General features: G+C 41.7%; 14 protein-coding genes, 1 pseudogene and 1 other annotated feature. Of the genes and pseudogenes, 2 read left to right on the top strand and 13 right to left on the bottom strand.

Annotated elements, in window-relative coordinates; translation table 11 throughout:
• The 6 genes from HT729_RS06510 to ybeY all read right to left on the bottom strand — a co-directional run.
• Positions 1 to 1199: multidrug efflux MFS transporter (locus tag HT729_RS06510; RefSeq protein WP_079251599.1), on the bottom strand; the 1199-nt coding region annotated here is incomplete at its 3' end.
• Entirely contained in the window at positions 1186 to 1791 is a 606-nt protein-coding gene (gene coaE / locus HT729_RS06505) for a dephospho-CoA kinase (RefSeq protein WP_100127903.1), read from the bottom strand. The genes HT729_RS06510 and coaE, both read right to left, overlap by 14 nt.
• On the bottom strand, positions 1791 to 2615 hold the full coding sequence (gene mutM / locus HT729_RS06500; protein ID WP_100127904.1) for a DNA-formamidopyrimidine glycosylase: 825 nt from the start codon (positions 2613 to 2615) through the stop codon (positions 1791 to 1793). The genes coaE and mutM overlap by 1 nt, the downstream gene beginning before the upstream one ends.
• Positions 2616 to 2663: 48 nt before the next feature.
• Complete coding sequence (gene era, locus HT729_RS06495; protein WP_100127905.1) at positions 2664 to 3563, bottom strand: GTPase Era; 900 nt, start codon at positions 3561 to 3563, stop codon at positions 2664 to 2666.
• Positions 3564 to 3579: 16 nt separating this feature from the next.
• Positions 3580 to 3975 carry a diacylglycerol kinase gene (locus tag HT729_RS06490; protein WP_000378166.1) on the bottom strand — a complete coding sequence of 132 codons (396 nt, stop codon included), beginning with the start codon at positions 3973 to 3975 and terminating at the stop codon, positions 3580 to 3582.
• The gene (gene ybeY / locus HT729_RS06485) at positions 3956 to 4453 is read right to left on the bottom strand and encodes an rRNA maturation RNase YbeY (RefSeq protein ID WP_000275158.1); all 498 of its coding nucleotides are present in this window, start codon (positions 4451 to 4453) and stop codon (positions 3956 to 3958) included. Before ybeY ends, HT729_RS06490 begins: the two co-directional genes overlap by 20 nt.
• A 104-nt stretch (positions 4454 to 4557) precedes the next feature.
• Between ybeY and pavA the strand changes: the two genes are divergently transcribed.
• The gene (pavA, locus tag HT729_RS06480) at positions 4558 to 6213 is read left to right on the top strand and encodes an Rqc2 family fibronectin-binding protein PavA (RefSeq protein ID WP_100127906.1); all 1656 of its coding nucleotides are present in this window, start codon (positions 4558 to 4560) and stop codon (positions 6211 to 6213) included.
• Between the two features lie 60 nt (positions 6214 to 6273).
• Here pavA and HT729_RS06475 read toward each other — a convergent pair whose 3' ends face one another.
• The 7 genes from HT729_RS06475 to infC form a co-directional block, all read right to left on the bottom strand.
• Positions 6274 to 8043, bottom strand: a complete 1770-nt coding sequence (locus tag HT729_RS06475; protein ID WP_172931815.1) for a glucosaminidase domain-containing protein — start codon at positions 8041 to 8043, stop codon at positions 6274 to 6276.
• Positions 8044 to 8084: 41 nt separating this feature from the next.
• A complete protein-coding gene (locus tag HT729_RS06470) occupies positions 8085 to 9023 on the bottom strand; it encodes a dihydroorotate dehydrogenase (RefSeq protein ID WP_000210693.1) in 939 nt (312 codons plus the stop codon).
• A 10-nt stretch (positions 9024 to 9033) separates the two neighbouring features.
• The gene (locus tag HT729_RS06465) at positions 9034 to 9834 is read right to left on the bottom strand and encodes a dihydroorotate dehydrogenase electron transfer subunit (RefSeq protein ID WP_001070103.1); all 801 of its coding nucleotides are present in this window, start codon (positions 9832 to 9834) and stop codon (positions 9034 to 9036) included.
• A gap of 249 nt (positions 9835 to 10083) precedes the next feature.
• Positions 10084 to 10464 (bottom strand): VOC family protein, encoded by a 381-nt coding sequence (locus tag HT729_RS06460; protein ID WP_172931814.1) that lies wholly within the window; start codon positions 10462 to 10464, stop codon positions 10084 to 10086.
• Positions 10465 to 10521: 57 nt separating this feature from the next.
• On the bottom strand, positions 10522 to 10881 hold the full coding sequence (rplT, locus tag HT729_RS06455; RefSeq protein ID WP_000124834.1) for a 50S ribosomal protein L20: 360 nt from the start codon (positions 10879 to 10881) through the stop codon (positions 10522 to 10524).
• A 51-nt stretch (positions 10882 to 10932) separates the two neighbouring features.
• Entirely contained in the window at positions 10933 to 11133 is a 201-nt protein-coding gene (gene rpmI, locus HT729_RS06450) for a 50S ribosomal protein L35 (protein ID WP_001125943.1), read from the bottom strand.
• A gap of 32 nt (positions 11134 to 11165) precedes the next feature.
• A complete protein-coding gene (gene infC, locus HT729_RS06445) occupies positions 11166 to 11696 on the bottom strand; it encodes a translation initiation factor IF-3 (protein WP_000848180.1) in 531 nt (176 codons plus the stop codon).
• Positions 11697 to 11711: 15 nt separating this feature from the next.
• Positions 11712 to 11843 (bottom strand) — a sequence feature (ribosomal protein L20 leader region).
• A 112-nt stretch (positions 11844 to 11955) separates the two neighbouring features.
• Between infC and HT729_RS06440 the strand changes: the two are divergent.
• Positions 11956 to 12327, top strand: a pseudogene (locus tag HT729_RS06440) (helix-turn-helix domain-containing protein); the annotation flags it as partial.
• Between the last annotated feature and the right edge of the window lie 22 nt (positions 12328 to 12349).

Genomic DNA, 12349 nt, shown 5'->3' with positions numbered 1-12349 from the left:
TTGTTTCGCAGGAAGTCTAATAATGTTCGAAATTGAATCAGGTTAAAGAGACAACTAAAGGCAACACAAAGGCTTGTCGCATAAAAGACAGCATGGTAGCCAAATTGACCTGCTACTGCAGAACCTGCCATGGGACCAACAACACCTCCCAGATAAAAGAATACCTGATTGAAGGCAAAGACCCTCGAAATGCCGGCTTTGGGAGTCATTTTGCTGAGTAGGGCATTAACCCCGGGAATCAAGGCACCGGTTCCCAATCCAAAGAGGAAACGATAGAGTCCTAGTTGAAGGGGGCTAGAGGCATTGGCACAGAGGAGATAGATGATGACTGAATAAAACTGGGCGACAACCAAGAGACGATGATTGCCCACCTTGTCACCTAGCTTGCCCATGACTCCTGCACTCATCATACTGGAAAAGCCCATACTGGACACAATCAAACCAGAGACAAAAAGAAGATTCTCTGTCTGCCCTAAGTCGCGTACATAAAGAGCCAAAATAGGGCCAATCGATTGAGCTGAAAATTGGATGACAAAACTGGTTAAAAAGAGATTGAGCAAAAGATAGGGATATTTAACCGAGGTAAATAATTCCTTTGTTGGAATAGCCTTTTCCTTGGCTACTGGTTGAAAATCTTCCTTGATAAAGCAAATAGTCAAAATAGCAGCTAAAAATAGAAAACTACCAACCAGTAAGAAAACTGTACGAATGCCAAATAATTCTGCGATAAAGCCACCAATAAAGGGACCAGTTAGAGTGCATGCAACTACGCCTGTAGACAAAGTACCTAAGGCAGAGCCTGATTTCTCCTTGGGAACCTGACTGGCTATCAGTGCCGTTGCATTAGGAACAAAACCTGCAAATACACCGTTTAGTAAACGAAGAAAGATTAACCAATAGATATTTGGGACAAAGGCCAAGCCTCCCATAGTGATAGTCATAGCAAGACCTGCCCGAATCATCATGGGTTTTCGGCCGTATTTGTCAGCAAGAATACCCCAAATAGGAGAAAAGAGCGCCGCGGAAATAGCAGAGACAGAAATTGCTAAGCCTGCATAAAAAGCGACTTGCTGACTCCCTACACCTAGATTTTCCACGAAGATGGGCATAAAAGGTACAACCAAAGAAATACTGGCTCCTGTCAGAAAATTACCAAACCAGGCAATGCGCAGATTATCCTTCCAGTTAATCTCTGTCATCTTGCTTACCTCCCTCAAGCAGGGAGACCACTTGAGTAAGAAGCTGGTCCTGATTCCCATTGTTGTTTAAAACATGGCTGGCCAAATCTTTCTTTTTCTCTAAAGGCCACTGGGCTGCCAGACGAGATTCAGCTTCATCTTTGGACAACTGGTCCCTTTTCATTAAGCGTTCTACTTGAGCATCTCGGTCCACATAGACCAACCATATCTCATCAAACCAAGCGCTGTAGTCCTGCTCAAAAAGTAGGGGAATATCCATGAAGAAAATCTCTTCTGTCTGAACCAATTGGTCTCTCAAAGTAGCCAACTCTTCACGGATAATCTCTCCTTGGATTTGCTTAGACCATTCTCGTTCTTCAGGATTTGAAAAGATAAGACTAGCTAGGAGAAGGCGATTAAGTTCTCCGTTTTCAAGGATGATTTCTTGCCCAAAGTGCTGGACTAGAGCTTCAAACAGACGACCACCAGGTTTCTGTAGTTGGTGGACGACTGCGTCGGCATCCACTACTTGAAAACCTTGCTTTCTTAGAAAATTTGTCACAGTTGACTTACCAGAGGCAATTCCCCCAGTGATTCCAATGATTTTTCCCATCAATTCCTCCTTTGGCACTGAGGACAAAAATGGGTGCCTCGTCCACCTAGTTGGATTTTCTCAATGATGGTGCCACAGCGTACACATTCTTGACCAGCCTTGTCATAGACTTGATGAAAATCCTGCATGGTTCCATCTTCCCCAAAGGCATTGGTATAGGTCCGAATGGTGGATCCACCTTTTTCAACAGCCTGTCCCAATACAGCAATGGTTTGGTCATGAATAGCTGTCGCTTCTTCTGCTGTCAAAGTCTGGGAAGGTCTAGCTGGATGAACCTGAGCTCGCCAGAGAACCTCATCCACATAGATATTGCCAAGTCCAGCTACCAAGGTCTGGTCGAGGAGATGGGATTTGATAGGCTTTTTGGACTTGGCAAGGGCAGATTGAAAGACCTGTAAATCAAAGTCTTGTTCGCTTGGTTCAGGACCTAATTTTTTAGAAATAAAGTAGGCGTCTAAAAGGTCAGGGGCCAAGAGTTCCATGGTTCCAAACTTGCGAACATCCTCATAAACAAGCGTGCCACCATCTTCAAAATGAAAGAAAACATGGGCATGCTTGCGTTCAGGTCCTTGGTCTGGATAGTAAAAATACTTGCCCTCCATCCGCAAATGGGAAATCAAGACCTTGTCTGTCAGATAAAAAAGCAAATATTTTCCACGACGTCCCATTGACTCGATAATCTGACTAGGCAATTCCCTTTGAAACTCTTCCAAATCCGTCTTAATCATCTTGGGGTAGCGAATTTCTATACTCGAAATCTTCTTTCCTATAATCAATTTTTCTAAGCCACGACAAACGGTTTCAACCTCAGGTAATTCAGGCATAAGTCCTCCTTCTGTAAAAACAAGAAGCAGGCATGAGCCCACCTCTACTTAGTATTCTTTTTCATTATAGCCAAAGTCAGCCAAATCTAGCTTTTTATCGCGCCAGTTTTTCTTGACCTTGACCCAGGTTTCTAGGAAGACCTTGTCTCCTAGCATGAGTTCGATATCACGACGGGCCATACTACCGATTTTCTTAAGCATAGCGCCACCTTTACCGATGATAATCCCTTTTTGGCTATCGCGCTCGACCATGATGGTTGCACGGATGTGAACCTTGTCTGTCTCTTCGTCTCGTTTCATACAGTCAACAACTACTGCTACAGAATGTGGAATCTCTTCACGAGTTAGGTGCAAGACTTTCTCGCGAACCATTTCTGAAACTAAGAAACGTTCTGGATGATCTGTGATTTGATCAGACGGGAAATATTGGAAACCTTCATCCAGATTTTCACTCAAAATATCCACTAGACGAGACACATTATTTCCCTGAAGGGCTGAGATTGGAACAATTTCCTTAAAGTCTATTTGATTACGGAAGTCATCAATCTGAGACAAGAGCTGGTCTGGATGGACCTTATCGATTTTATTCACCACCAAAATCACAGGAACCTTGGTAGCCTTGAGACGCTCGATAATCATATCGTCCCCCTTACCACGCGCTTCATCAGCAGGCACCATGAAAAGAACGGTGTCCACTTCGCGAAGGGTACTGTAGGCAGACTCAACCATGAAATCTCCGAGAGCTGTTTTAGGCTTGTGAATCCCTGGTGTGTCGATAAAGACAATTTGCTTCTTATCAGTCGTGTAAATTCCCATGATTTTGTTGCGCGTTGTCTGCGCCTTGTCACTCATGATGGCAATCTTTTGCCCCATAACGTGATTTAAAAAGGTTGACTTCCCAACATTGGGACGTCCTAAAATGGCTACAAAGCCTGATTTAAAAGTCATAATTTCCTCTTACTGTTTAAAATAATAAATCCCAGATTCGTGGGAGAAAAATCAATGCGCCTGTTAAGGCTGCGAAAAGAGAAACCACTAATACCGCGCCAGCCGCCATATCCTTGGCATTTTTAGCCAGCATGGAAAAGTGATAGTGACTGGCCAAATCCACCACATTTTCAATAGCAGAGTTGATAATCTCAAAGGCTACTACCAAGAAAATGCTCAATAGGAGAAAGAGCCATTCGATTCGTGACACCTGAAAAACAAAACCTGCAAGGATGACCACTAGAGCCGTCACTGCGTGTTTTCGCATATTGCGTTCTTCCTTGATAGCAGTAAAAATACCTGTCAAAGCAAATTCTAAACTGGATATCAGGTCACGATTTTTCCATTTTCGTTTATTGTCTTGTGAGTCCATAGGCTGTCAAAATTTCTTCTTGTAAACCGAACATCTCCGCTTCTTCTTCCGGAGTGTAGTGATCATAGCCGTTAATATGTAAAAAGCCGTGTACTGCCAAGAAGCCCATCTCACGCTCAAAGCTGTGACCATATTCTTCGGCCTGCTCATGAGCCTTATCGATAGAGATGAACAATTCCCCAATATAGGCATCAAACTCCGACATCATCTCTGTCAATTCTGGATTTTCAAGCAAATCCTCTTCGTCAAAGGCAATTTCCAATTCTGGTTTATACTCAAGGCTAATGACATCTGTCGGACGGTCGGTGTCACGGTACTCCAGATTAAGTTCATGACTACGCTCATTGGTCACAAAAGTGACTGCCATCTCCTTGTCTTCTTTTCCTAATTTTTGGGCTGCAAATTCCAAAATTTCTTGGGTTTGTTGCAACATTTCTTTTGAAACTTGACCAGTTTCATCTACCATTTCAATATACATGTGCTTCTCGTTTCTCTTTACTTGGCTTTATTATACCACATTTCCATGATTTTATTCTACCTTTTTGATATAATACTATGGAATACAATCACAAGGAGAGAACGATGTCATTTGATGGATTTTTTTTACACCACATAGTTGAGGAATTGCGAAGCGAATTAGTGAATGGTCGCATCCAGAAAATCAATCAGCCTTTTGAACAAGAGTTGGTCTTGCAAATCCGCAGCAATCGCCAAAGTCACCGCCTGCTCCTTTCTGCCCATCCCGTTTTTGGACGCATTCAGCTGACCCAAACGACTTTTGAAAATCCAGCCCAACCTTCTACCTTTATCATGGTTTTGAGAAAGTATTTACAGGGGGCCCTGATTGAGTCGATTGAGCAGGTGGAAAATGACCGTATTGTGGAAATGACAGTTTCCAATAAAAACGAGATTGGAGACCATATCCAGGCTACCCTGATTATCGAGATTATGGGGAAACACAGTAATATTCTACTGGTTGATAAAAGTAGCCACAAAATTCTCGAAGTCATTAAACACGTTGGTTTTTCACAAAATAGCTACCGCACCTTGCTTCCTGGATCGACCTATATCGCTCCGCCAAGTACGGAATCTCTCAATCCTTTTACTATCAAGGACGAGAAACTCTTTGAAATCCTGCAAACACAGGAAACGACAGCTAAAAATCTTCAAAGCCTCTTTCAAGGTCTGGGACGCGATACGGCAAATGAATTGGAAAGGATTCTGGTTAGTGATAAACTGTCTACTTTCCGTACCTTTTTCCATCAAGAAACCCAGCCATGCTTGACTGAGACATCCTTCAGTCCAGTTCCTTTTAAAAATCAAGTAGGAGAGCCTTTTACCAGTCTTTCTGATTTGCTGGACACCTACTATAAGGACAAGGCAGAACGCGACCGCGTCAAACAGCAAGCCAGTGAACTCATTCGTCGTGTTGAAAATGAACTTCAGAAAAACCGACATAAGCTGAAAAAACAGGAAAAAGAGTTACTGGCGACAGACAACGCTGAAGAATTTCGTCAAAAAGGAGAATTGCTGACAACCTTCCTCCACCAAGTGCCTAACGACCAAGACCAGGTTATCCTAGACAACTACTACACCAACCAACCTATCACGATTGCGCTTGATAAGGCCTTGACTCCCAACCAAAATGCCCAACGCTATTTTAAACGGTATCAGAAACTCAAAGAAGCTGTCAAATACTTGACTGATCTGATTGAGGAAACCAAGGCCACTATTCTCTATCTGGAAAGTGTAGAAACCGTCCTCAACCAAGCTGGGCTGGAAGAAATCGCTGAAATCCGTGAAGAATTGATTCAAACTGGCTTTATCCGCAGAAGACAGCGGGAGAAAATCCAGAAACGCAAAAAACCAGAACAATATCTAGCAAGCGATGGCAAAACCATCATCTATGTCGGCCGAAACAACCTACAAAACGAGGAGCTAACCTTTAAAATGGCACGCAAAGAGGAACTTTGGTTCCATGCCAAGGACATTCCTGGAAGCCACGTTGTCATCTCAGGCAACCTAGACCCATCTGATGAAGTCAAGACAGACGCAGCAGAGCTAGCCGCCTACTTCTCGCAAGCTCGCCTGTCAAATCTGGTTCAGGTAGATATGATCGAGGTCAAGAAACTTAACAAACCAACTGGTGGCAAACCCGGCTTTGTCACTTACACAGGACAAAAGACCCTCCGTGTTACACCAGACCCAGAAAAAATCGCATCCATGAAAAAATCCTGATTTTACTTGAAATCAGGATTTTTAACATACTATTCACTCAAATCATATCCAATAATAAGACTAATCTTTACCACCTAGTTTCTCATTGATTTTCATCATCACACTAGCAATTTTTTCGCCCCAATAAGGGTCTGAGGCATATTCAACATTCATACCAGACGCCTTATTTCCAAGGAAAGTTCTGCCCCTATCGATATAATTTTCCTTAATCCACTTGGTTGCACCTAAAATTCCCTTATCCACATCATCAAATGTCTTGGCAGAAAGGTAAGGTGTCGTATCATAGGCTGTAATTCCAAAGAAATTATTCTTATCTTTAGCAATCTTACTTCGTCCCCAATCACTTTCTAAAGCACTATGGGCAAGGAGATAGAGGGCATTGATATGGTAATGTTCTTCAGCTTCCTTAAAGGTAGATCCCTTATTTTCCAAGAGACTATTGTCAATATTCAACAGACTAAATACCTTATCCAAGTCTTCAGGACTATAGTTTGTAGCCTCTGTTAAATCTTTGAAAAGGAAGAGATTCTCAAGCTTAAAACCATCAAAATGCAGCCCATCTGCCGAATAATATTTCTTGCCTACTTCCATATCAGAAATATGAGAAGCTACTGGAATACTAGCATTCTGAGCCACATAGTGATAAAAACGGTGGCCATCACTCTCATAATAAGGGATAAAATCCTTGCTAGCATCTAGTGCTTGTAAATCTTCTGTTTTCATATAGCCTGACAAACCAGAAACAGTAATAGCCAAGCGCTTGTCATCACTTTTTCTATCCTTATCTAGCCAGACGACACTACCTTGCGATATATAGGAAAGCTTTTCACCATCTGCATTATAAACATTTGCTGTGACAGGAACTACTTGATAGTAAGCAGCATTTTCGTTTGTAGCTTTTTCTCCAAGCCATTTACCGTCGCTTCCAAGCTGATAACCATCTACAGTCTCATTTTTCGCCATGTAGCCACCAGATTTGAAGTAGTACCAAGCTTGACTATGAGAATCGTAGACCCATTCTTTTTCAGCTATTTTCCCATCAGATTTGAGATAAAACCAAGATTCCTTATCCCAAATCCATTCATTGACTGCCATGTAGCCACCGGATTTTAGATAATAATAGTGACCATTCTCGAAAATCCATTCTTTATCAGCATGGTTTCCATTTTCTTTGATGTAAAACCAAGATTGGTATTGTCTGTCAAAAAGCCAACCTTGCTGTACTTTGGCACCAGTGGCATTCACATAAGCCTGGTCAATCCACTGACTTGTCAGTAAATAACCACCAGATTTAAAATAATAGTCCTTCCCTTTAATTTGGAGCCATTCTTTCTCTGCGTGCTGTCCATCTGCTTTGATATAAAACCAAGCATCGTATTGAGAATCATAGACCCAGTCTTCTATTACTTTGGCACCTGTTGCACCAACATAGGAAGTTCCTACCCAAGCATTTCTTTTCATCTTTCCATCTTGGTCAAGATAATAAAAGGCTCCCTTGTCTTCTACCCATTCTGATTTGGCCATATAGCCACCAGATTTGAGGTAAAAATAGTCGTCACCTTGCTTTAGCCATTCATTTTCAGCATAGTTAGCATCTGCTTTTATATAGAACCAAGATTGATAATGAGTATCAAAAACCCACTCATTCGCTGCTTGACTGCCATCTTCTTTCAGATACTGTTTTCCTTGCCAAATACCATCACTAGCCATTGCACCCTCTGGACTAGCTAAGAAAAATAGCAGAGCTAAAAAAATAAATCTTACTTTCTTCATTAACCTTCTTCCTCTGTTCTTATTTATTTTATTGTACCAAAATTCTCCTAAATTCATATTACAAACTAATAAAAAATCAAGAACAGATTGATTGCAGTTTACCTCAGAGACTCTTTTACTTCCTGACGGAGTTCTTCCAGACTGCTAATACCGTATTTATCCATGACTTTTGGTAAATTTTCGATGATGTCAGGGCAGGCATAAGGATTGGTAAAGTTAGCTGTTCCAACTCCGATAGCAGATGCCCCAGCCAGATACATTTCTAGGGCAGCTTCAGCCGAATCCACTCCTCCCATTCCAATGATAGGCAGGTCTGTTGTTTGGGCAACTTGGCGGATGAGTTTGAGGGCTACTGGAAAGACTGCTGGACCAGACATTCCACCTGTTCCATTGGCCAAGATTGGTTTTCTAGTTTTGAGGTCAAAGCGCATTCCAACCAGAGTATTGATCATAGTTAAGCCACTTGCTCCCGCATCTTCTGCAGCTTTTGCGACAGTAACGATATCGGTCACACTCGGGGTTAATTTGACATAAACTGGCACTTCTGAGGCTTCCACAGCTGCTTTCACCACATCATAAGCCAAATCTGGATCTTGACCAATCAAAAGTCCATGATTACAGTGGTCAACATTGGGACAAGAAATATTGAGCTCGATAGCTTTTACATTAGTTGCCTTGGAAATCCCATGAGAAACAGCTGCATACTCTTGTTTTGAAAAACCAGCTACATTGGCAATAATAGGAAGATTTGGATATTCTCTTTCCAGCCAAGGTAGCTTTTCAGCCAAAACAACCTCTAAACCAGGATTTTGCAAGCCAATTGCATTGAGCATACCAGCAGGCGTCTCTGCCACTCTTGGAGTTGGATTCCCAAAACGTGGTTCAAGGGTTGTCGCCTTGATCATAATAGAACCTAAAAGGTCTAAATCATAGTACTTGGCATACTCTTGTCCAAAGCCAAAACAGCCTGATGCTGGAATAATCGGATTTTTCAAATCCAAACCAGGTAGAGACACTTGTAATCGATTTGTAGTCATAATTTTCTCCTTATAATACAACTGTTCCTGTGCGGAAAACAGGACCATCTTCACAGACGCGTTGGCTGACCGTCTCGCTTTCTGGTACTTTTAGAACACAGGCATAGCAAGCTCCCATCCCACAAGCCATACGAGATTCCAGAGATAAATAGGCTCTTGGGTGATCATCAAAGGTTTGATTGATATACTTCATCATTCCTGGAGCCCCACACGAGTAAACAGCATCAAACTGACTATCTAAATCATTGATAACAACGGAAACATTTCCCTTGATGCCATAAGAACCATCATCTGTCGTTACAAAGACCTGACCATACTGAGCCAATTCCGTTTTCAAAATAACAGCATCCTTATTAGCAAAACCGAGGACTGTCACTACTTTCACTCCACGTTCATGCAATTCCTTGGCCACCTCAAGCAAGGGTGGAACACCAATCCCCCCACCAACAAGGAGAACCTGATTCTGCTCATCAAGGTCAGACAAGTCAAAACCATTTCCCTGAGGCCCCATCACATCAAGAGTGTCTCCCTGACTTAAGGTTGAAAAAATTGCAGTCCCAGCTCCCTCAATCCGATAAATGAGGTGACACTGCTTGTTTGCCTTGTCAATAGACGAAATTGAAATAGGACGACGTAAGAGATGGGCATCGTCTGGTACACGCAGATGAAGAAATTGGCCTGCTCGCATGGCTTCAACCATTTCTCCTTCCAGGACTAATTCAAAGATTGCTGGCGCGATTTCCTCTTGTGCAACCACCTTCATGGTTTCCAACCGAATGACACCCAAACGCTTCTTACATGTGGGATTCATAACTTTTCCTCCTTAAATTTTAAGGGGACCAGATAAAGAAAAGACCTTGCTAGTGCAAGGCCTCAGTTAAAATCGTACAACACAAGAGAGCACACTCAAAAGGTCTCCTCTAGAAAATTGCACTATTCTTTTATCTGACACCTTGTGAGTCTCTCTGGACTCCCCTTAAAGGTTGAATTTTTATTAGTATACTCTTTCAGCTAAAAAAAGTCAAGTAGAAAACGAATATTCTACTTAACTTGCACGAAATTATTTTTCACGAATGACTTCGACCTTGTAGCCATCAGGGTCTTTGACAAAGTAATAGTTTGGTGTAGTTCCTGGTAGGCCATTTGGCTCAGTCACTTCATAGCCTTTTGCACTGTGCTCTTGATGAAGAACCTCAAGATCAGGTGTACTTAGGGCGATATGAGCAAAGCCATCTCCAACCACATAAGAGCCGTGATCGTAGTTATAAGTCAATTCCAACTCATAGTCATCACCCTCAAGACCTAGATAGACAATCGTGAAGGCATGATCTGGAAAATCTCTGCGACGCAATTCTTTAAAACCAAAAGCATCTTGATAGAATGCAATTGATTTTTCAAGATTTTCTACTCGCAAGCAAGTATGTAGCATTTTTGAAGCCATATTTTTCTCCTTTATTTTTAAAAAGACTAGACAATCCTCTTCCAGTCTCATCAGTTGTTATTTACCAAGTTTTGCTTTAGCTGCATCTGCAAGAGCTGTGAAAGCTGCTGCATCGTTAACAGCCAAGTCAGCAAGCATTTTACGGTTAACTTCGATCTCAGCCAATTTCAAACCATGCATCAATTGTGAGTATGAAAGTCCGTTCATACGAGCTGCCGCGTTGATACGAGTGATCCACAATTTGCGGAAGTCACGTTTTTTCTGACGACGGTCACGGTATGCATAGTAGTAAGAGTTCATTACTTGTTCTTTTGCAGTACGGAACAAGATGTGTTTAGCTCCATAGTAACCTTTTGCTAATTTAAGAATACGTTTACGACGTTTGCGTGATACAACGCCACCTTTAACACGTGCCATGTTTTATTTCCTCCAAATATTTCCTAGAATTATTTACTTACAGTCAAGCTATTATTTCAAGCGAGTAAGCATTGCTTTGATACGTTTGTAATCTCCTGAATGCACCATAGATGCTTTACGAAGATGACGACGTTGTTTCTTAGTTTTTCCGTGGAAACGGTGAGAAGTGTAAGCACGGAAACGTTTAAGTCCACCAGAACCTGTACGTTTGAAACGTTTAGCTGATGCGCGGTGTGTTTTTTGTTTTGGCATGATTTTTTCTCCTTTATTTAACTTTCTGACAATTATTTTTTGTCAGTCGCTGGCGCCAATTGCATGAACATTTGACGTCCATCCATTTTAGCACGTTGTTCGATGATGGCAATATCTTGAGTTGCTTCAGCAAACTCGGCTAAAACTTTTGCACCAATCTCTTTATGGGTAATCATACGACCCTTAAAGCGAATAGATACCTTAACTTTATTTCCTTTTTCAAGGAATTTGCGTGCATTGCGAAGTTTTGTATCAAAGTCACCCTTGTCAATCGTTGGACTTAGACGAACTTCTTTCACAGTAACAACGCTTTGTTTTTTACGTTGTTCTTTTTGCTTCTTCTGGTACTCAAATTTGAACTTACCGTAGTCCATAATTTTTGCAACAGGCGGTTTGGCTTGGGGTTGAATCAATACTAGGTCAACATTAGCGTTATCAGCCAAAGCTTGCGCTTCACTGAGTGGCTTGATGCCTAGCTGTTCTCCTTCAAGACCAATCAAGCGAACTTCACGTACACGAATCTCATCATTGATGAATAAGTCTTGCTTTGCTATGGTTTTCACCTCTTTTGTTTTATTAGAGAAAAACAATAGCGGACTCGTAAATATACAAGCCCGCACGTTATGATAGCGTTTCTTAGAAACTTTTCATCCGTAGGGCCAGGCAACTTGATGTCACAAGGCGAGAAGCTCTCACTTCTGCTTTTCTCAACTTTTATATGATACCAAGTTTTCTAGCCCTTGTCAAGATAAAAAGTTATTTTTTTGAAAAGTTTCTGTTTGTATTTTGGCGTTCAATCACAAACACAAGAAAGGCACAGAGATGAAAAACCATTATACTACAAAAGCCAAACATTTGACAATCGATAGCCGTCGCTTAATCGAAAGATGGAAAAAAGAAGGGAAATCAAATAGAGAAATCGCCTCTTTACTTGGAAAAGCTCCTCAAACCATTCACAATGAAATCAAGCGTGGGACAGTCCGACAATGTCTTGGAAAAGGACGCTTTAAAGAGGTTTATTCTGCCGACTATGCTCAACAGTCTTATGAAAATAATCGCAAGCGCTCGGTCAAGAAATCAAGCTTGACCAAGGAACTAAAGGAAAAGATTCTCCACTATCATAACCAAAAATTTTCGCCTGAAATGATGGTCAAGGCTAAGGGCGTTAACGTGGGAATTTCTACCATCTACTACTGAATCCATCATGGAAAATTAG

The sequence above is a fragment of the Streptococcus sp. 79 genome (genome assembly GCF_013277425.1).
Taxonomy (GTDB): Bacteria; Bacillota; Bacilli; order Lactobacillales; family Streptococcaceae; genus Streptococcus; species Streptococcus pseudopneumoniae.
The sequence above is the reverse complement of the archived record's forward strand: the minus strand, read 5'-3'. Positions and strand labels throughout refer to the sequence as shown.